General features: G+C 52.1%; 13 protein-coding genes (1 of these 13 only partly in view). 6 read left to right on the top strand and 7 right to left on the bottom strand.

Annotated features, from left to right (window positions below; all coding sequences use genetic code 11):
- Nucleotides 1-358, top strand: partial view of a DSD1 family PLP-dependent enzyme gene (locus F1728_RS21540; RefSeq protein ID WP_145189964.1) — the final stretch only. Its footprint begins 743 nt before the window's first position; 358 of the gene's 1,101 nt are visible here — the last part of the coding sequence; the start codon falls outside the window, past its left edge; the stop codon is at nucleotides 356-358.
- A gap of 50 nt (nucleotides 359-408) precedes the next feature.
- Here the strand turns inward: F1728_RS21540 and F1728_RS21535 are convergent, their stop codons facing one another.
- Nucleotides 409-822, bottom strand: coding sequence for a hypothetical protein (locus tag F1728_RS21535; RefSeq protein ID WP_155365799.1), 414 nt, complete (start codon nucleotides 820-822; stop codon nucleotides 409-411).
- Nucleotides 823-1,092: 270 nt separating this feature from the next.
- Between F1728_RS21535 and F1728_RS21530 the strand changes: the two genes are divergently transcribed.
- The 3 genes from F1728_RS21530 to F1728_RS21520 all read left to right on the top strand — a co-directional run bounded on the left by F1728_RS21530 (nucleotide 1,093) and on the right by F1728_RS21520 (nucleotide 5,054).
- Entirely contained in the window at nucleotides 1,093-1,818 is a 726-nt protein-coding gene (locus tag F1728_RS21530) for a hypothetical protein (RefSeq protein ID WP_155365798.1), read from the top strand.
- 25 nt (nucleotides 1,819-1,843) lie between these two features.
- Nucleotides 1,844-3,499 carry a hypothetical protein gene (locus F1728_RS21525; protein ID WP_155365797.1) on the top strand — a complete coding sequence of 552 codons (1,656 nt, stop codon included), beginning with the start codon at nucleotides 1,844-1,846 and terminating at the stop codon, nucleotides 3,497-3,499.
- Nucleotides 3,500-3,677: 178 nt separating this feature from the next.
- Nucleotides 3,678-5,054 (top strand): DUF1501 domain-containing protein, encoded by a 1,377-nt coding sequence (locus F1728_RS21520; RefSeq protein ID WP_155365796.1) that lies wholly within the window; start codon nucleotides 3,678-3,680, stop codon nucleotides 5,052-5,054.
- Nucleotides 5,055-5,066: 12 nt separating this feature from the next.
- Here F1728_RS21520 and F1728_RS21515 read toward each other — a convergent pair whose 3' ends face one another.
- From F1728_RS21515 to F1728_RS21495, 5 genes are all read right to left on the bottom strand, one after another.
- Entirely contained in the window at nucleotides 5,067-10,391 is a 5,325-nt protein-coding gene (locus tag F1728_RS21515) for a DNA repair ATPase (protein ID WP_155365795.1), read from the bottom strand.
- A gap of 152 nt (nucleotides 10,392-10,543) precedes the next feature.
- Nucleotides 10,544-12,643, bottom strand: a complete 2,100-nt coding sequence (locus F1728_RS21510) for a flotillin family protein (protein ID WP_155365794.1) — start codon at nucleotides 12,641-12,643, stop codon at nucleotides 10,544-10,546.
- A 4-nt stretch (nucleotides 12,644-12,647) separates the two neighbouring features.
- Nucleotides 12,648-13,268, bottom strand: a complete 621-nt coding sequence (locus F1728_RS21505; protein WP_155365793.1) for a hypothetical protein — start codon at nucleotides 13,266-13,268, stop codon at nucleotides 12,648-12,650.
- A 427-nt stretch (nucleotides 13,269-13,695) separates the two neighbouring features.
- Nucleotides 13,696-14,511, bottom strand: a complete 816-nt coding sequence (locus tag F1728_RS21500) for an enoyl-ACP reductase FabI (protein ID WP_145189988.1) — start codon at nucleotides 14,509-14,511, stop codon at nucleotides 13,696-13,698.
- A 202-nt stretch (nucleotides 14,512-14,713) separates the two neighbouring features.
- Nucleotides 14,714-16,477, bottom strand: a complete 1,764-nt coding sequence (locus F1728_RS21495) for a sigma-70 family RNA polymerase sigma factor (protein WP_155365792.1) — start codon at nucleotides 16,475-16,477, stop codon at nucleotides 14,714-14,716.
- A 1,054-nt stretch (nucleotides 16,478-17,531) separates the two neighbouring features.
- Here F1728_RS21495 and F1728_RS21490 point away from each other — a divergent pair.
- Both F1728_RS21490 and F1728_RS21485 read left to right on the top strand, forming a co-directional pair.
- Nucleotides 17,532-18,677 carry a citrate synthase gene (locus F1728_RS21490; protein ID WP_145189993.1) on the top strand — a complete coding sequence of 382 codons (1,146 nt, stop codon included), beginning with the start codon at nucleotides 17,532-17,534 and terminating at the stop codon, nucleotides 18,675-18,677.
- Nucleotides 18,678-18,806: 129 nt separating this feature from the next.
- Complete coding sequence (locus tag F1728_RS21485; protein WP_155365791.1) at nucleotides 18,807-19,694, top strand: right-handed parallel beta-helix repeat-containing protein; 888 nt, start codon at nucleotides 18,807-18,809, stop codon at nucleotides 19,692-19,694.
- Nucleotides 19,695-19,725: 31 nt separating this feature from the next.
- Here F1728_RS21485 and F1728_RS21480 read toward each other — a convergent pair whose 3' ends face one another.
- Complete coding sequence (locus F1728_RS21480) at nucleotides 19,726-20,733, bottom strand: lysylphosphatidylglycerol synthase transmembrane domain-containing protein (RefSeq protein WP_155365790.1); 1,008 nt, start codon at nucleotides 20,731-20,733, stop codon at nucleotides 19,726-19,728.
- Nucleotides 20,734-20,923 lie beyond the last annotated feature (190 nt).

Raw genomic sequence — 20,923 nt, 5'->3', positions numbered from 1 at the left:
GTACGTCAACAAATGCAGCCTGACCGGCCTCGACTACTCCTTAAGCGTCCTGGCGACCGTCGTAAGTCGCCCGGAAAAGGGACGCATGGTGCTCGACTGCGGTCGTAAGACAATGCACCCTGACTTCCAACTTCCCCTGGTCAAAGCCTGGCCGGATGCCGAAGTCACCGCGCTGAGTGCAGAACACTGTGCCGTCAACCTGGGTCCCGAATCACAGGACCTCAAGATCGGCGACAAGATCGAGTTGATCCCCGGTTACGCCGACTTCACCACAATCCTGCACGAAAACTTCTACGGTTTCCGTAACGATCGTCTGGAAGTTGTCTGGCCGATCCAGGGTCGTGGCAAAATTCAGTAAGCTCAAGACTGACCGACCTGATCTAAACCTGAGCCTCGCACCGACGAGGCTCAGTGGATCATGGTCTGCAGGTGCCTGACCACATAGATCAGCACCGCCCCTCCGAGGAAGGCCAGATTACAGAATGTCGAGGTGACCGCCGCTTTCTTCAGCGTCGCGGGTAACACGAGCGCGAACAGAAACGTACCAGTCAGAATCATTCCCGGGCAGAGTATGGCCTGCTCGACAACGTGGGGTACGTCCCATTTCTGCACATGCCAGATGATATTCAGAAAGAAGACCCCCGCCATGTTGAACAGCGAGAGAAAGCCCATGATGGCAAATGCTTTCATTCGCGATGGTTTCTCAATCGGGTCGTCTACGATCAGACCGTTCGCCTTATCCACGTAGGCCCGCAGCAGCATCCCTCCGACAAATCCCCAGATCAGGATGGCCAGGAAGATATTGACGAGAAAGCGTTCCATAAAATCTGCTACCTGTTATGTAAAACTCATTTCTTTCCTGTCCCCGGCAAGCGTCACTGCAGAAATGCGTCTGGCTCCATGCCTGTGCCGCAGAACAGTTCAGCACCTTTTTCAGAATACAAAAACACACTGAATAAAAACACATTTCCGGTGTGCATTTTCAGGGAATGCCGGTAGTATTTCAGTAAAGAGAACTGCTCAGACAAAACTCCACAGTCGGCCCCTGCCCGCTCGTGATTCCCCTTGCACATCCAGTAAAGGAACTCGAAATTGAATCAGCCTGACGCTGATCATCAGCTCGAATACGCACGCGAGATGCTGCTGTTGAATCCCCTGGAAGAAGCCGATCAGATTCTGCACCGGCGGCTGCGCCTGATCAAACCAGCAACTTCAAAGCAACCATTCGCGGACGAACCTGATTCAGACCTGACGCAGAAAGAGCGGGTCAGCGAACAACTTGACAAGCTGAGAAGCTCATTCTGGTCACTCGATGACCGAAAACTTCAGCAACGACTCAAGGCCATCGACACCAGACCGTTTCCCCAACTGGCGATCTTTCACAGCAAACTCAAATCTGTTGCAGAATGCAGGCCCCTGTTCCAACAACTCAAAGCGCACCCCCGTAGTTTCCCGGAGTTTTATGACAAGTTCTGTAAACTGGTCATTGCCCCACCCGCCAAAGCGGTCACGCTCCGCATGAAATTCCTGGAAGAATCCCGCCGCGGACTGATGAGCCCCCGCTTCCCCAAGCCCAAAAAATACCGTCAGTTGGCTCAGATCATCAAAAAAGAGTTTCCCCAACTTTATGAACTGGAGAAAGTCTGGATCAATCAGCTGCTGGCCAAACGGAATCGCATTTCGACGCTGGATAATTTCTTCTGGGCGGTCAACAGGGTGGTCTATGGAATCACCTACCTGATTGTGATGTTAATCCTGGGATTCATCATCGTTTATGCCTCAGACTTTCTCAGCATGCTGTTGAGTTTTCTCGGCTGAGCCTAACCCTACAGAGGAGCCGGATATGAGTGGCCCCGATGAGCCACAATGGGAATTATTGCCTGACCGACCGGAAGATTTTTTCGGCCTGGAGGGGGATTACGATGTCCTGGATCTGAAACGGAAATACAATTCCTTTATTCGGAAATTCAAACCCGAAAAATTCCCGGAGGAATTCCAGAAAATCCGCGCCGCGTTTGAATCCCTGAACGACGCCCTCCGCTATGGCGAGCCCCTGCCGAGTTCACAACACCTGCAGTTTGACTGGTCCAGTGATACGGAACAGTCCGATTCCGAGCTTCAGAATGAATTGACAGGCTCACCCGCTGCAGATCCGCTCTACAATTCGTCCAGCGAAGCAACTGATAAAGGCCAGAAAACAGGTCTGCTGGAGCGACTCAAAGACGAACCGATCGACGTGCTGTATTCGGAATTGAAACAGCAGCCCTCAAAATCTCCCTACGATTATTACGCCCTGGCGGTCTTTGCGGACCTGTTGCCTGAGACGAAAGGCCATTTTGCAGGCTGGATCCTGGAAGGCCTCAAGGTTCACCAGGAAGAGCCCGGGCTGTTCGAATTACTGAAACAGTACTTCTCTCAGGAAATTCCACTCAAGGAACTCGCATCCCTGTTGCTCAAAACGTCTCGCATCGTCAACTCAGACCGCTTTTATTATCTGACCGAAAAAGGCTGGGATCGCCTGATCCGCAACGCCCCTTTCAAGATTTTTCGCAAGACACTCTCCAGCTGCGAAGCCAATTTACGCGACCATCGTGTCGACAACCTGCTGGTCTTCTATCTGCACATTCTGAAACCGGCTATCTGGAAAGCCAGTCAGAAATGGATCGACCAGATCTTTGCTGAAGTCGACTCCCACTACGATGAACTGCCTTACTGGCTGGAACGCGAGTATTACCTGCTGGACCTGCTCCGTCAGTACCGTGAGCAGCGGGACACGTTTATCCAGGAGAGTGCCATCCGTGAGACCATCGACAGGGCCATCAGAAATTACAGTGTGCTTCCCGAAAGCGAAGCCGACCTGGCCTTCCTCGAATGTCAGCTTCTGCTGATCTCCTACGAAGATGATCTGCTGACGGAATTCCCCAAGCTGGACAAACAGCTGCTCAATCTGCGAATCCTCTGGGAACTCATCGCCGATGATGTCTATGAGCGTGTGGAAGTCTATGTGGAATATAGCGAGAGTGAGCAGAGAGACTCGCAAATTCAGAAACTGGCCGATCAGCTGTTTCACGAAAATTATGGCCGTCGCTATCAGAACATTACTGAAATGACATCAACCACATATGTCCTGCTGTTTCTGGCTTCGATCATCTCTATTATTTATCTGATCTTTCGGATGTTTTCCTCTTTCTGGTCCTCGCTGCTCTACATTGGTCTCATTGTACTAACCAACTTTATTTTCTTTGTCCTCGCGGCCCTCTCCTCAAACTGGCTCAGAGACCGCTACTATCGTGCCGGCTGGCGGTTCGAGATCATGCGTTTCTTCCAGACCTGCTGGCTCCCCCTGGATGAAGTCGCCGAGGGACTGGAAGCCCTGAACGGCACCAAGAAAGATGATATCGAGTACGAAGAACTGGACGAAATCGCCAACCTCATGCGGCTCGACCCGGGTCTGTTCATCTACGTCACAGCCCAGCGATTACTGCACGCGAGTCACTGAACGTCATCTCCTGGAACACCGCTGTAAACGCTCTGGCTGAAGCCGCGAAATCAGTGTTTTTTAATTCAATTCACTCGAAACACTGTGAAAAAACTTTTTCCCTTGGCACTTCTCACACATCCCGATAACATAAACATGCGCTGATATTTAATGTCCCCCCCACCGGAGTCAGAAGTCCATGAGTTTTCGCCAATCCCAGACAGGCTGCTCAGAGTTCCGGAAGTCTTTGAATCTGCAGCGACGTGATTTTCTCAAAGCCGGCGGACTCGGGCTGACCGGATTGACACTCGCAGGACTCTTAGAGCACGAAGCACACGCTGGACCTGCAGCGAAGACAGAAAACTCGGTCATCATCCTCTGGATGCGGGGTGGTCCCTCGCAGCATGAAACCTGGGACCCCAAACCACTGGCCCCCGCCGACTACCGCGGCGCCTTTGGTGCTATCAAAACATCGGTCCCCGGCATTGAGATTGTCGACCTGATGCCCCGCTGTGCCAGCATCATGGACAAATGGTCGATTATTCGCAGCCTGCACCACACCAACGCCGGACATTCCGCCGGTGACCAGATCCTGTTTACCGGTTATCCCCCCGGAACGGATCCCACCACCAACGTCCATCCCAGTTGTGGTGCCGTGGTCTCAGAGCAACTGGGACACCTGACACCGGAGCTCCCTCCCTATGTCATGATCCCCCGCCAGGTACCGGGCACTGATTCCGCTTACCTGGGTGTCGCACACAAACCCTTCGAAACCCTGGCCGACCCGGCTAACGCAGGTCCTTTCACCCTGCAAAACTTCTCGCTGTTGGAAGGCATGAGTCAGAATCGTTTTTCCCGCCGCAAGGATTTACTGAAAGGGTTCGACCAGTTCCGCACCGACCTGGACCGCTCCGGTCAACTGGATGCGATCAATGAATTCCAACAGCAGGCGTTCGGCATCCTGAGTTCCGACAAAGCCCGCAAGGCCTTTGACCTGGACGCAGAACGGGACAGTACCCGCGACCGCTATGGCTTCACAGCCCGATACGATCCGATGGATCCCCGGCGCTGCAGTGCGAGTGCCTTCTCACAACGGCTCCTGCTGGGACGCCGCCTGGTGGAAGCTGGAGTGCGTCTGGTCACTGTCGACTGCCGCTGGTGGGATACGCACGTTGAAGGTTTTGACTCGATGAAGAACGGTTTCCTCCCCCGCTGGGACCAGGCTTATTCGGCCCTGATTGAAGACCTCGATCAACGGGGACTGCTGGAGTCAACCCTCGTCGTCGCCTGGGGTGAATTCGGACGCACCCCGCGGGTCAATAAGAATTCAGGTCGCGACCATTATCCGAATGTGTTCAGCGCCGCAATTGCCGGAGGCCCCGTCAAAGGGGGACGCGTCGTCGGCTCTTCCGATTCGAAAGGGGCTTTCCCCAAGGACAACCCGAAAACACCCCAGGACGTCCTCGCCACGATCTACCAGCACCTGGGCGTCAACACCGAGAAACACTACCTGGATCACTCCGGCCGCCCGATTGTGACGCTCCCCTTCGGAGAGCCGTTACACGAGCTGGCATGAACAGCAGACAGGTTACTCGTCGTCCACGCGTTTAATCAGCGCGTTGTAATCTTTCATGCAGCGTTTCACCAGATCCTTGAGTTCCTGAAACTCGGCCTGGTTGGCCTGCGAAGAATTGAGCAGAGGCTGCATCCAGCCCTGCATCAGATCGAACTGCGTTTCCAGCACATTCAACAATGAGCGGGGAATCTTATTGACCACGGTAATCCGGTCGTCGGGTTCCACAGCCGGTTTCTCAGCAGCCGCCTGCTGTGTTTCACGAGTCTGCAACGACTTCTCAAACAGTGTCGTCACATCTTTCGTCCCCGAGCTCAGAGCTGCCTGGATCGCGTGCAGGCTCTCAGAAAGATTCTGGAACCGCTCCGCGAATTCGCGGGCATATTGATCCAGGTTAGCCTCTGTTTTCTCTTCTGTCAGTCTGCCGATGCCGGCGTTCATGGCTTCGCGAATATCCTGCAGTCCTTCGCCCACATTTGCCAACTGTAGAATAGCCTGTGCCATGCGATCTTCACCGCCCACACTCTTTAACTGCTGATTCTTGCGGAATGACTTTTTGATGTCGTTCCAGCGCTGCAGCTCGGCTTCTTTCAGGATGCCCATCAGTTCCTTGAACTTCAGCAGGTTGGCTTCGGTATCCGAGGTCAGGGTCTGGGCGTCGTTTTCGTAGTTGGAAACAATCAGCGTTTCCAGCTCCCTGTCATTCATCACCGCAAAGACCTTCTCGGCGATGCGGTTCATGTTACGGTAGGACCCCTGCAGTTTGAACGCCGGTTCGGTCCGGTATTCGTCCGACTGGGCCGCAGAACGGATGTATTCACGGTTCACACTCAAAATCACGTCGCGAACCCGAATCAGTTTCTTCATCGTGGAAACCATCTCGTTCAATTCTTCGACGGAATAGTTGCCTTCCAGGTCGCCGCGTTCGCCGGTTCCATCCTCGGCCATCTGAATAATCGTGTAAACGTCTTTCTGACTGCGTGACGTGAGTGGATTCAAAACCGGATTCGAGGTGATACAGTTTTCCAGGTAGCTCATCTCGAACGCATCCGCGTGTTCGCCAATCACTTCACCCAGGTTATAAATGTCGGCCCGGTTTGAAAGCATGTCGGGGATCTGGAACTTTTCCCCACTCTCGGTATACGGGTTCCCAGCCATGACGACCGCCACTTTGCGCCCCCGCAGATCGTAGGTCCGTGTCTCCCCTTCGTAGACCCCTTCGATCTTCCGCTGGGCGTCACACAGAGAAATGAACTTCTGCAGGAATTCGGGATTACAGTGCTGAATATCGTCCAGGTAGATCATCACGTTGTCGCCCATTTCCAGCGACAGGTTCAGCTTCTTCACCTCTTCCCGGGCCCCCGCATTCGGTGCGGATGCGGGATCGAGCGAGGTCACCTGGTGCCCCAGGGCCGGCCCGTTGATCTTCATGAAGATAATCCCCAGGCGATTGGCGATGTATTCCATCAACGTGGTTTTACCATAACCCGGCGGAGACACCAGCATCAGCAGTCCCATCCGGTCGGTGCGTTTATTCTCGCCCGCTTCCCCCATCTGCTTGGCCAGGTTATCGCCAATCACCGGCAGATAAACTTCATCCAGGAGACGGTTCCGGACAAACGAAGTCAACACCCGCGGACGAAACTCTTCGAGTCGCATCGCGTGCCGGGCTTCGTCGACGATTTCTTTCTTGAGCGTGACATAGGATTCGAAGCGGGGTACTTTGACCTGCTGGAATTCATTCAACCGCTGCATGAACCGGTTATAGTGCAGGTGATATTCGCCCTGCTGAATCCGGGCATGCGAACCGGAGAGCCCGCTGATCTGATCGGTCACGCGGGCATCGATCAGTCGCTGACGATCCAGTTTGCCCGCCAGCAGCAGCAAGGCAATTTCATCCCGGTAATCTCTGTCTTCATCGGAATTCAGATGATCCAGGTAAGCGCCCACCCAGTCCCGGGCCAGCAGAAACCAGTTCAACGGATTGGCATGAGTCGCTTCGAGACTCTCCTGGAATCGTTCCAGAGCGTTATTGTGTTTTAAATACTTCTCAAATTCCTGGAACAGCTCTCCCGCCCGCTGACTGACCACGAATTGATTGCCGTGCACGAGTTCCTGGAACAGGTACTCTGCAGATTCGGGAACCAGCGCCGGTTCGAAACAATGCAGCCGTTGTACGAATTCAGTCAGCTGTTGTTGAAGTTCGCTGATATAGTACTGCTGTTTTCCGGTCTGTGGGAAGACTTGCATAATGCGACCGAAACCAGAGAGCTGCGATTCAAACAGCGTTTTCAGCTCCGGGGCACAGAAGTAATTCCAATAGAGATTAGACAGGGATCGGGCCGCAGGCTGGTATCGCAACAGGCCCAGGGCCGGCTTAATCTTGAGCAACGACTTCACGAGCAGCAGCGCGTCCTGATCGTGCACACCCTTCACATAGCCTTCGCTGTAGCGAGGGCCCATGAATTTCTGAATGAACGCCAGCAGTTCTTCATCGGTCAGTTTCAGCACCGATTCCAGCGATGTTTCCGGATCGGAATCGAGTGAATTCAACAGTGTATAGGCCAGGTATTCGACGCGATAGACGTCCCTGTTTTCGGAGACCAGTTCCTGGTTCCAGACATCGCGGGTCGCCAGCAGCCGTTCATCTTCAATTTCAGAAAAGAAATTGGTTCCCGTCAGATGCAGTTGCAGCACATCGTCCCGCATCACTGTGGTCAGGTCCAGGGCCTGGCGATTGACGGTAAAATTCCGATTGCCCAGCCGGATGATATTTTCGCCATCAACGAACAGTTCCTGCTTGTCTTTCAACTGGCGGACGGCGTCTTCGCGAATACTTTTCAATCGGCTCTGGATGTCGTCCACCTTGACGGTGTCTTCCAGCTCACCCAGTTGCCGTACGATATCGCGCACTTTGTCGATCATCAGATCCGAGGCAAAATAACCGTTGATCTCGTTGATCGATTCGAGCTGCTCGGCCCGACTGCGAATGCCGGTCAGAATCCGTTCGGCCGATTTGGCCAGCGAATTGGCCCGTTTATTTCGGCTTTCCACAATCGCCAGTTTGCGCGATTCAAACGCCGCGTAGATTTCTTCCCGCTTCTCCGTCAACTGCTCGACGAACTCATCAAATTCAGCGAACCGGCCTTCCAGCTCTTCAACCTGAATCATCAGTTTCGTCAGGAAGTCATCACACTTCTCGGGAGAATCACTGACATCCAGGTAGTTAACGACTCCCTGGTTCAGCAGTTTGATCTGGGCATTGAACTCAGCGACGCCTTCGACCGACATCAGATCCTTGATGCGATTCTTCAACGCCGCCCGACTCTGATTGATGCGAGAGAAATTGGCGGAGATATTGTCGATGATCGCCGTCCGCTGCGTGGTATCTTCCACTTTCAGATTACTGACAATATCGATCAGCATCTCCAGTTCACCGGAACTGGCTTCAATCTCTTCTTCCACCTTCCGCGCGTCAGCGACTTTCTCGACTGTTTTGATCTTCTCAGACGCAGCAGAGATCCGGTCTGCGTACGGTTTGAGGGCATCTTTCCGCAGCAGAAATTCGACACAGCGTCCGGCCAGTTTTTCGGTCCGTTCGCTGACTTTGGCTTCCAGCTGTTCGACCAGTGTCACATCCACATACCGCAAATCTCGTAGGGAGATGACATCCCCCCGCAGACTTCTCAGGCTGGCGAGGCTCTGGACGAAATCATCGATCTGATCGAACCGGCGATGATCGATGGCGACCAGGGTTTCGCGGGTCTGCGTTTCGACTTCGGCTGTCTTCTTCCTGGTATTCTGCCTGAGCTGCAGAACCTTTTCATACTCGGTGACCGCAGCTTCCGCAGCTTTCTTGATCTCCAGGACCACTTCACCCAGGGCATACGTGTCCTGATGATTGATCCAGAAATAGGAATCCAGCACATCCGTTGACTGTTTCACCAGATCGACATACAGATTTTCGTAAGCGTCTCTGCGGTAAATCAGTCCCAGGAGTTCATGGCACTCTGCCATCCCGCGGACAATGTCCTTATTGCCGATTTTATTGAGATAGGAATCGGTCTTGTGGGGAACTTCAAAAGATTCGCTGACGTAAGGCGTTTTCCAAAGCTGAATCGTGTGATGTTTTTGTGGCTCTCCCTGCCCCGAGAAACAGATCAGCTCGCCCCCTTCGAACAGTGTAAACCCATGACAGATCATCGGGGTATCAAGTTTCTGTTCGATCACATTGTACTGCAGAAGCACGTGCACGCCCTGTTCGGGCTGATAGAAGACGTAGAGGAAGTCTTCCCCGTTCGGTGCCGCGATCCGTTCCTGGTAGAGCATGTCCTGCAGGTCGGTTTCAAACGTCTTCGAATCTCCGTTCTGGAGATAATAGCCGTTGGAAAACACCAGACCATGATCATCGGGCAGCAGAATACAGGCATCCTTGATCGAATCCAGCCGCCGGGCCTGCTGCAGCTTTTCATTGTAGATGAAATAACGGAAATTCGATTCTTTATAAGGACGAATCTTGAGCAGAATCAGTGAGCCGATCAGTGCATAGAAAATCTCGGCATCATCGAGCGTCTGATCCGGGTCATCCACGGGCTCCGCGTAAATGCCCGCACCGGTATCGGTGTTATTCTCGATCTTGATGGTCAGGTCGCCGCCAATCGTCTCCACAAACAGACGGTCATCAATCGAGATGTGCGGATGCACGCCCGAATAATGCAGGTCGCGGTGTGTCCGCACCCACTCGAATTCCTGCTGGGGTGGATACTCGACTTCGTGATCGCTGCGGTTATCCACATAGACCAGTTGATCTTCCTGGAAGGCCCATTTAAATGTTTTAAAATCGCGGGCTCCCTGCCCCACTTTGAACAGCATGTATAAAAAAGGTCCTTTGACAAAAAACTTGGCAAAGGTCGCATTCTTATAGTAGCGGTAGATGTCCTTGAAATCTTTTTCGAACGCCGGGTCCTGAATCAGATCCAGGGGGAGGTTGTGATAAGTTCCGTCTTTGAATTCGTAGACTGAAAACACATCACTCAGCTGGATTTCTGTTTTCAGCCCGAAACGTACGTTGTAGCCAAACAGAAACCGGTTCCCGACCGCCAGCATATCGCGGGGCACGCAGTTGTGCTCGGTCGTAATCCGATCGCTGCCCAGTAACCGGGTCTCAATCGAACCAAAGACTTCCTTGCGACGTTCATTCAGTTGCGACAGGCGGGACTGCAGCTCCTTACCACGACTCTGCAGACGGTTCTGAATGATTTCATACGTACTGCTCTCCAGCGCAATGGCGTCCGCATTGTCAGCTGCAGTCTCGGGTGTATGATTTTCTGAATCCGCCATTTGTTCGTGAATCCCGTGGCTCACTGTTTCAGTTGATTGAGTGAAGCATCCGCCTGAGGTAACTGTCTGCTCTCACGGCCGGTTCAACCGGGCACAGGAGAGCAGACCAGACCTCTTATCCGTCCAGCTAGAGCGTGACTTGCAGCTCTATTTTACGATTGCACCTTGGCTTTCATAAAGGAGGACACTTTCTGGTCGGAGATTCCGAGATTTTTGACGGTTGCCAGCAGGCGGTTCAGGGTCGAACGGTCTTCATCGCTCTCGGCCTGAACGAGCAGCTGTGAGATCAAAGCGGCAATCGACAGGTTCTTGGCATCTTCGAAGGACATGCCAAACCGGGAGATAAAGGTCTGGAGCTGGTCTTCAAAGTAGTCCGGATTTCCGTTGAAGAACGTATTCTTGATATCCGTCAGGGTTTCACTGTTGTGCACGAAACGATCGATGGATTTACCACTCTTGATCGAGTCCACAATCTTATCGAAGAAGGTGGTTTCGCCACCCACAATGTCGATCCGGGCCGATTTGAGTGCCTCGCCGACAATACCGGCCTGAGCCTCGGCGATCTCCTGCTGAGCCGAAATCGCTGCCAGTTCGATATCTTTCTCCTTGTTGAGTTTGATCTTGAATTCTTCGTGATCGCGGCCCACTTCGTCGAAGAGCTTCATCGCATTGGCTTTCTCTTCGATACCATTGGCTTCCGAACTGAACTTCAGCTTCATCACGTTGGCTTCTGCGGTTCCGGTCTTCTCGGTCGCTTCGGCTTTGGCCATCATCACGTTGGCTTCGGCCTGACCGGTCTTCTCGGTGGCGGTTGCCTTGGCAATCATGACCTGGGCATCGGCCAGACCTTCTGCGGCACCGTCGGCCGTTTTGGCTTCCGCCATGACTTTGATCGCATCCGATTTCTTTTCGGTTGCCGTCTTTTCGGCTTCGGCTTCGATGACCATTTTTTCGGCCAGCAGTTCGGCAGACGACTTCTGTGCTTCGGCTGCTTTGACTTCCTTGACCAGGTTTTCCTGTGCTTCCATTTCCGCTTTGGTCACGGTGACCTGTTTCAAACGGTCTGCAGTCGCGAATTCGTGCGTATCTTTGATGCGTTCTTCTTCTTCGACCACGGCTCGTTCGACAATCACCCGCTCGCGGATCACTTCCTGAATGTTCCGTTTTTCGACTTCAATCGCTTTATCTTTCTCGATATCAGCGATGCCGACAACCCGTTCACGTTCCGTGACTTCCAGCAAGCGATCTTTTTCAACCCGTTCGGTCTCAACCGCATCGGTCCGTTCTTTATTCTTCTGAGCCACAATGATCTGGCGGAGTTTGTTTTCTTCGGCGATCGACAGTTCTTCGTCGGTGCGAATCCGTGCGGATTCCGCTTTCAGACGTTCTTGATGTTCTACCTGACGTGCTTCAGCTTCTTCACGAGCCGTCAACGATGCGATTTCCCGCTTCTGTTTCTCAACCGCTTCAACCCGCTGACGTTCCAGTTCCAGAATCGTTTCCTGGGCTTCCACGTCCTGCTTCTTGATCGTCTTTTCTTTTTCCCGCGTAATATTGTTCGACAGCACGTGCTCGCGGGCGGTGAGGTCGGTGATCTTCTTGATCCCTTCCGCATCCAGAATGTTGGTCGGGCTCAGCTTCTCAAGCGGCGTCTGTTCCAGGAAGTCAATCGCACAGTCATCCAGAATGTACCCGTTCAGATCGGTGCCGATGATTTTGAGGATTTCTTCCTTGAACTTGTCCCGCTCATTGTAGAGTTCAACAAAGTCAAAATGCTTACCGACCGTCTTCAAAGCTTCTGAGAACTTGGCATCAAACAGTTCAATCAGGGCATCCCGGCTGGAAGCACGTTTACAACCCAGTGATTGAGCCACGTTGCGAATGTCATTCGAAGTATTGTTGACTCTCACGAAGAAAGCCACTTCGATATCGGCCCGGATATTATCCCGGCAGATCAGACCCGCTTCCCCTTTGCGGGCAATTTCGATCCGCTTGACCGAGAGGTCCATCTGGTCGGCACGGTGCAGGATCGGAATTACAAAGATCCCTTCCCCGTTGGCGACTTTGAGGTTACCGACCCCGGTTCGCACCAGAGCCTCTTCCGGTCCAACCTTGCGATAGAATCGAGAAAGTGCCATCGCAAAACCAGTCAGCCCGATCCCGATCACCACAATTGCGGTGAAAATGGACCCACTGAATAAATCGACCCCCAGCAGTTGGGCTGTGGGTAACTGAAGTACCGATATGGACATGATCTTAGGACTCCTGGTTAATTTTAACGACGTAAAAGGCCTGTGTTTCCTGGTTATAATCCGTCAGACGTACCAGATCTCCCTTCTGGATTGTTTCGTCTTCCGAACGAATATGCAGCTTGAGAGGGGCTCCTTCCGTCTCCAGTTCGGCCTGACCGAACTTCTCAGTGACCGAACTGCTGGTCACATAACATGATTTGCCTAACAATGTTTCGATTTGATTAGGAGGAGTAAACTGAAAATATCCCTTGAAAGGCTGTGTAATCAACTTGGTAACGACCAGGCTAATCCCCAGATTTCTCAGGAACAGCGGGAGATAGTCCATCGCGGATTGAATCTCGACCCCGGCATCGAAGTTGATGGAGAGCATCCACATGCTGAGCGAGAAAATACTCATCCAGACCATGACGGGCACTTCACCGAGATTCAGGAACTTCAAACCGATGAAGCCAAAATCCAGTATGGACGGGCCATGACCGCCGACTTCAAAGTCCAGATCAAAATCCAGCAGATCAAAGTCCAACACCCCGATAATCACAAACAGCCAATACAGCACGCAGATGGCGACCAGTACCGTTGCCGGCAGGGTGGGCCAGTTCAGAGCTGCGTGCAGTAATTCAGTCACGGCGGGCTTTCAGCTTTAAAGGAAATAAAATCAGCTCACACCTCCCGGACAGCAGGGAAGTGCGAAATCCTCCCGTACCTCGCTGGAAAGAGAATCCAACGAGTATGGTTCTTTCAGTATGAACCATAAATCAGATTTGGCAGACTAAAGAACGTAAAAATCAGTCCAGGGATCACGAAAACCGGGCAATCCGGCAGATTTTTTCCCGATAGAGGAATCGCGCCTAAAAAGGGAGTTGTTCAGCACACACACCCTGTAGGGAAATCAGAATCAAAAACGGGGAAATCTTCTGTGAAGAAATAAAAACGACTCAAGTAATGACTCCTCGCCTCCGAAGTGCACCGCGCATGAAAAAACCACCTGTTGCAACGATTCTGTGCAACAGGTGGTTCAACAGGATTATGCTGATTTCCAGCAGGGAGCAGGCTTAGCCTTCCATCTGCTGTAATTCGATTGGCGGAGCACCCATGATGTGGTAACCCGAATCGACATGGTGGTTCTCACCGGAAACACCACTCGAGAGGTCGCTCAACAGGTACATGCCTGCTTTACCGACGTCATCCGGGGTAATGTTCTTACGCAGGGGTGACATGGTGGAGTAGAGCTTCATCATCACATCGAACTCACCCACGGCTGAGGAGCTGAGTGTTTTCAGTGGGCCAGCACTCAGGCTGTTCACGCGAATGCCTTCAGGTCCGAGTTCGTTGGCCAGATACATCACCGTGTTTTCCAGTGCGGACTTGCAGATCCCCATGACGTTGTAACCGGGAATCACTTTCTCACCGCCGAGGTAGCTCAACGTGAGCATGCTGCCGCCTGGCTTGAGAATTTCGCGAGCACGACGGGCGATGGTGATCAGGCTGTAAACGCTGATTTCCATCGAGAGCTTGAATCCATCCCGGCTGACGTTGTAAACCGGTCCCTTGAGGTCGTCCATGGGAGCATAGGCGATTGAGTGCAGCAGAAAATCAATTTGTCCGTACTCAGCCTTAACCTTTTCGAACACCTTGTCCAGGTCTTCTTCTTTGGTCACATCGCAGGGAATCATGATCTCTGCCCCACGCGGCTCTACCAGCTTCCTCAGCCGACGCTCCATGCGGGGACGCTCGGGGTCTTTATCGGGAAGGTGTGTGAAAGCCATCTCGGCTCCCTCATCATACAGCTTCTCTGTAATCGCCCAGGCGATGGAATGGTCATTTGCAATGCCAAATACAAGACCTTTTTTACCTTCAAAAAGCCCCATGCTGTGATACTCCGTAAATTTTTAAAAATCCAGATAGATTGAAGTGACGGGGATATTCAATCTGCTACTGTAAATCGCGTCTTAATACAGCGTATAAACTATTCGAATTGCCGCCAATAGAAAAGCCAAAGGCGGCCTGTTGTTCGTGAAAACAACAAACCGCCTTGAATCTAAGGAGTATCAATTTCAGATCAGAGCTGGTTTATTCCAGTGCTCCGACCATGCTGGAGGATTCCTGTTCTGACTGAACACCCTCTTCTGTCTGATTTTCCTCATCTTCCTTATTGGGGAAGATGGCATCCACGAACCCACGCAGGTGCGCACTTCGCGTCTGGTGCTGCAGTTTCCGCAGGGCCTTGGATTCGATCTGACGGATACGTTCGCGGGTCACCTTGAAGATACGACCGGTTTCTTCGAGGGTGTAGCTGTAGCCGTCACCCAGACCATATCGCAGACGAATGATTTCCCGTTCGCGATAGGTCAGACTTTTGAGCACGTGCTCGATTTTGTCTTTGAGCATTTCCCGCATCGCGGCGTCGGCGGGCGAAGATTCGTGTCCGTCTTCCAGGAAATCGCCGAAGCTGCTGTCTTCGCTTTCTCCGACGGGTGTATCCAGGCTGATCGGATGCTTCCAGGTCTTCATGATCCGCTCAGTCTCTTCCACACCCAGTCCGACGGAATCAGCCAGTTCTTCCATGGTCGGTTCGCGACCGGTTTCCTGGCGAATCTGTTCGCTGCGGGCTTTGAGGGTCGAGATGCTCTGGAACATGTGGACGGGAATACGAATCGTCCGGGCATGGTCGGCAACCGCACGGGTAATTGCCTGACGAATCCACCAGGTAGCGTAAGTTGAGAACTTGTAACCACGGCGGTATTCGTATTTCTCAACGCCCCGCATCAGGCCGGCATTTCCTTCCTGGATCAGGTCGAGGAAGCTCAGGCCACGGTTACGATATTTCTTGGCGATCGAAACAACCAGCCGCAGGTTACCGCCGGAAAGCTGCTGTTTGGCTTCCGTCCAGTCATCAAAGCGACGTTTGATTTCACGTGAACGACTCTGAAAGTCATCGGCCGATTCAACAACCATGGTTGTCAGTTCTGCCAGTTCGCGTTCCAGCAGGCGTGTGTCCGTTGTCTTGTGACGCAACTGCCGAAAGTCTTCCAGCTGTTCCTGTACTTCACGCATCCGACCGGCAATCTGGTGAATGCGTTTCAGGACGGGCTGCAGACGCTGAGTTCGCAGACAGAGCTCTTCACAAAGCGTCGCCATTTTCTGACGACGAATTCTCATGCGTTTGCGAATCTCGCGTTGTTCGACCTTGCCGGCTTCACCCGATTCGAGTTTTTCAAAATCGTCCCGATTTTTCTCCATTAACGCCTGCAAAGTGGCGATATTAAATGGCATCCGGCCCATGATCTGATCTTTGGTGGCATCCTCAGTATCAGAAGTTCGCAGTGTGCGTTCGAAGGGCAGTTCACCTGCGTAAACTTTCTCCAGAGTATCGATGGCAATCTTCAGTGCAAAGTCAGATTCGAGCACAGTGCGGCGGAACCGCTTGCGCGTAATCTCGATTTTCTTTGCCAGAAAGATTTCACGCGAACGACTCAACAGGGGAATGTTACCCATCTGGCTGAGGTACATGCGAATGGGATCGCGTGAAGAGAGTGAAGTTTCAGCCTCCACCATTGACGAATTGGAATCGTCATCATCGTCTGAATTTGACGAAGCTTCCGGGTCCGTATCTGCAGATGTATCCATCGCAGATACTTCTTCCTCATCGATATCTGCATTCGGATCATCAATCAGATCCAGGGCACGCTCTTCCAGACCGACAACGATGTACTCGATCAGAGACGGATCGCCACCTTCATCAGGCAGGAACGTGTGAACCTGCTGAAATGTTAGAAAACCTTGTTCTTCCGCTTCCTGAAATAATGAATTCAGATTGGCATCGAAACGGTGCACGGGTCACTCCCTTTAATATTTATTTGCAAAATTCTGTCGGTCACACGTCCGTGCGTAACCACGGCGTTTTTGTTTATGAGAATAAAAGGTAAGTCTGATCTGAAGCGTCAAAGCTGACCATCTGACATCCTTTTTCCTGTTGTTATATCTGTATTAATCGAGCGGACATGTTCTAATGCCACTCTACTCATACCTGCCTGGTTCCTATAGAGTCAGACAGCGAAATAATCATAAAACTCATCAAAACCTGAAGACGTTCTCTGAACCCGGCGAAATAGTCCTTCAGTAACATCGACTGCGCGGAGAAAGGCTCAAAGCAGAACCTGGTCTTTTGAGGTAGATTGGGCGTCGCGTAGAACAAACTGCCGCTGGCATTGCTCAAATACGCACTCGTGCTCTTAGTCGGAGCATCCGGTTCGCCAACATCATTCTTCAAGAGGGTTCTCTCCCAAGGCATCCTTACAACTCCCGAGAACCTGAAAAAGCCAATAAGCCTCCAGCTCATATAGCCCCATACTACCACAACTTTCTGTAACGTCTACGGAAATCCCCATCACGAATTAAAAATTTGTAAAAAACCTCTCAAGCTTTACCTGTCAATAACTTACGATTAAATCCTGCCTGCACTCGCAGAGCCAGACCCACCTCCGTCCACAGGCATGTTCATGGGATTTAAATCTCAATTGTGCAGCAATTTAAGGGCTCCACACCGAGACAGCTTCCCCAAGACGTTCCCTCGCATACTGTTATTTTCACACCACACCCCAAATAGTCAATCCCCCGATTTAGATCCTCTGCTGAACATTTAGGGGATCTTCCAGCTTTGACAGTTGTTCTGAAACCGGCTCGACAGTTCTGGAGATGTCCTCTGGGAAACAATTGGTCTTGATTGAACTTATACCCGGGCTTGATATACTGGTTGTCGAGGCGTTTTCAATACATTGTTTAAAAACAATTGAGGCGGGTATCCGCCGGACCAGAGCCTTCGTTTACGTGATAGCTACCCTTTACTGTAAATTTATTGGCTGTAGATGAGAAAGTGAAATCAGTTCAAATGAGTGCAGACACAGAGAAAACATCAAGCGAAGCTGTCAAGGGTCTCAAAGGAATCATTGCAGCCGACAGTTCCATCTGTTTAGTCAACGGTACTGAAGGGAAGCTGCTGTATCGTGGTTACAACATCGATGACCTGGCGGAAAACGCAACCTTCGAGGAAGTTTCATTCCTGCTGCTGAATGGCGAACTTCCTAATGAATCTCAACTGGCAGACTACCAGAACGAGTTGAAGAAACACCGCAGCATCCCCGCAGAACTGATCGACACCCTGAAGAACTTGCCGGAGTCAGCACCTCCAATGGCGCTGCTGCGGTCACTGACCTCTCTGGCTGGTGTTTACGATCCGGACGCTGAAGAAGAGTCTTACGAAAAGCGGCTGGAGATCTCGATCAAACTGATCTCTCAAATCCCCACAATGGTTGCCGCCATCCATCGGATTCGCAAAGGTCTGGAGCCTGTGGAACCCGATTCCAGTCTGTGCCACGCAGGCAACTTCATGTACATGCTCAACGGTGAAAAGCCGAGCGAAGACGCTACTCGTGCCATGGACCTGATTCTCACCCTGCACGCAGAACACGGCTTGAACGCCAGTACGTTCACCAGCCGGGTGATCATCGCCACACTGCCCGATATTTACTCTGCAATCACCGGAGCCATCGGTGCCCTGAAAGGGAAACTGCACGGTGGTGCCAACACCGAAGTTCTCAAGACCCTGTTCGAAATCGGTTCCATCGAGAACATCACTCCCTACATCAAAAATGTTCGGGAAAACAAAGGCAAATTCATGGGCTTTGGCCACGCGGTTTACCAGGTGGAAGACCCGCGTGCCAAGCACCTCAAAGAATTGTCCCGTCGACTGGGAGAAGAGACCGGCGAACCCAAGTGGTACGAAATGTCGATCGAAATGGAAAAGCAGGTCTACGCGGAAATCAAGCGGAACTGCAACGTCGACTTCTACTCGGCCAGCCTGCAGCACTATATGGGTATCCCCGGCGATCTCTTCACCTGTATCTTCGCATCCAGCCGGATCGCGGGATGGTGTGCTCACATTCTGGAACAGCTGGATGGCAACAAAATCATCCGCCCCAAGGCGAACTACATCGGCTACGAAGAACGTTCTTACGTTCCGGTCAGCCAGCGTTAATACGACGTTTTCAACTCGCACTCCAAAAACCCCGGCCAGGTTGCCGGGGTTTTTTCTGCATTTTGTAACTACACAACCAAACGCTTAATCAGTTCAATCTGGCGACAGAAATCAGTCAGGGAGCCCGCAATGCCAAATGCCAGCCGAAGTATCCGATTTCAGATCCGGTGCCTGTGCCTGCTGTTGATCCTGTCTGGCTCGCAAATCACAGCAGAATGCGGCGTGATCTACGTCGACAATCGCGCGGGCAATAATTCCTTCAACGGTATCGCCCCCAAAACGAACAATGGCAAGAATGGCCCTGTCAAAACGATTCAGCGGGCCCTGGAGTATGCACAACCCGGAGACAAGATCATTCTGATCAATAATGATCAACCTTACCAGGAAACACTGACGCTCTCCGGCAAACGGCACAGCGGGCTGGGTAAGGAAAAATTCACGATCCTCGGGAATGGTGCCACCATCAGCGGTGCGATTCCGGTCCCTCAAAATGGCTGGCGCAAGCTGGACGACGGACTCTGGAAAGTCACTCCCTTTCGCAAAGGTTATTTTAACCTGTACCTGGACGGGAAACCCGTACCTGAATTTAAACCCGCCTCGGGCGAAGCCCTGCAGCTCTCCGAAATTCCTGCAGGAAAATGGGCGGTGCACCATGGATCCATCTTCTATCGCGAACAGAAAAACCAGCAGCCCTGGATGGAGTCCTTCTCACTGGCCGGGAAATCAGTCGGACTCTCGCTGATCGATGTTTCGGGAGTACAGATTTCAGACGTGACGTTTGAAAATTTCCGCGTGGATGGCATCAATGTCCATGATCGCTGCAAAGAGATCGTACTGGATAAAGTCACCTGCACCGGCAACGGTCGCTGTGGACTGTCCGTCAACGGGACCAGCCAGGTCGAAGTCATCGATTGCAAACTGAACGACAACCGCGTAGAAGACCTGCTCATCACCGAACAGGGTGTAGCCAATGTGAAGCAGACACAACTGGGCAAAGAGGTAGAGGTGAAACCGTAAGCTTCGCTGCAACACCCGATGCTGCAATCGGCTAGTGTTCGCCGTCCTGCCCTTCCAGATCTTCGAGTTCCTTCTCCGCTTCCCGCTCGGCATCGCTCAGTTTGAGCCCCGCCCGATTCGAATAATACAGGCCCACCAGCGTCACGGGAATGTACTGCGACAGGTGATAGTAAATGGAAGCAGCGAATGCTTTTGCTTCAGGAACACCAAACGGCTGCAGACTGATTTTGAAGCAAAACTGAACCACCCCGAAAAAACCTGGTGTCGCGGGGACAGTCACCCCGAATGCAGTCACGCCGAGCACCACAAAAGCCGCCAGGGGAGTGATCTCGATCTGGAAACTCCAGAGCGCCACCAGAATACTCAGACCATTGATAAACCACTGTGCAAATGAGGTCCAGATGATCCCAAATGCCAGTCGCCCGCTTTTCATCGAAGCCATCCCCTCCGCTCCCGCACGCATCATTTCCAATACCAGGTGCGTCAGTTTTTCAGGCAGAAAGGGAATCAGGCTGAACAGTTTCTGAAACAGGCTGATCACTGCTTCCGTCCAGATCAGATACGCGGCCAGTACCAGGATGATCACAGGCATGACACCTGCCAGAAACAGGCTGGCTGTCTGATAATCTTTCGAGAGGCCAGGCGCGAAATAGATGCCAAACCAGAGGTAACAGAGAATCGCAACGATATCAAACAGCCGCTCCAGAACCACGGTTGAGAGAACAGTTGTTTTGGGAATCTGAAACTGCCGTCCAAGGACATAGACGCGTAAAAACTCACCCAGGTGCGCAGGCAGAATATTATTCCCCATGAAGCCAATCATCATCGCCGGGGCCACTTCGGAGATCTTCAGCTTCCTGACCGGTTCCAGCAGCATCCGCCAGCGGTAGGCTTTCAACCAGAAGAAGAGAAACAGCAAACCCAGCATTACAGGCAACGTCCAGTAATTTGCCTGGCGAAAACTCTCCTGAATCTGCTGCAGATTGACTCCCCAGAGTGCCGCCACCAGGCAGGCAATCGTGACGATGACACCCAGCATCAGCTTGATCAGTTTTGATTTATTAATGGGAATCTCTCCAAAACACAGTCAGCGAACAAAGCAGAATACTTCAACAGAACGGAAAATCTTTTATCGCATCAACTTTATTTTTCAAAGAGGAATCCATTCGGCCGCGGTATCCACAACACATTTAGAACTCCATGTTTATCTATTTTCACAGAGATCGCAC

The sequence above is a fragment of the Gimesia benthica genome (genome assembly GCF_009720525.1).
Taxonomy (GTDB): Bacteria; Planctomycetota; Planctomycetia; order Planctomycetales; family Planctomycetaceae; genus Gimesia; species Gimesia benthica.
Note: the sequence above shows the minus strand (reverse complement) of the source record. Positions and strands in the feature narration are given on the sequence as shown.

Excerpts from the sequence above, each read along its gene's own strand:
- F1728_RS21535 (WP_155365799.1), bottom strand. The coding sequence starts at position 822 with ATGGAACGCTTTCTCGTCAATATCTTCCTGGCCATCCTGATCTGGGGA.
- F1728_RS21510 (WP_155365794.1), bottom strand. The coding sequence starts at position 12,643 with ATGTCCATATCGGTACTTCAGTTACCCACAGCCCAACTGCTGGGGGTC.
- F1728_RS21490 (WP_145189993.1), top strand. The coding sequence starts at position 17,532 with ATGAGTGCAGACACAGAGAAAACATCAAGCGAAGCTGTCAAGGGTCTC.
- F1728_RS21525 (WP_155365797.1), top strand. The coding sequence starts at position 1,844 with ATGAGTGGCCCCGATGAGCCACAATGGGAATTATTGCCTGACCGACCG.
- F1728_RS21485 (WP_155365791.1), top strand. The coding sequence starts at position 18,807 with ATGCCAAATGCCAGCCGAAGTATCCGATTTCAGATCCGGTGCCTGTGC.
- F1728_RS21515 (WP_155365795.1), bottom strand. The coding sequence starts at position 10,391 with ATGGCGGATTCAGAAAATCATACACCCGAGACTGCAGCTGACAATGCG.
- F1728_RS21500 (WP_145189988.1), bottom strand. The coding sequence starts at position 14,511 with ATGGGGCTTTTTGAAGGTAAAAAAGGTCTTGTATTTGGCATTGCAAAT.
- F1728_RS21520 (WP_155365796.1), top strand. The coding sequence starts at position 3,678 with ATGAGTTTTCGCCAATCCCAGACAGGCTGCTCAGAGTTCCGGAAGTCT.
- F1728_RS21480 (WP_155365790.1), bottom strand. The coding sequence starts at position 20,733 with ATGCTGGGTGTCATCGTCACGATTGCCTGCCTGGTGGCGGCACTCTGG.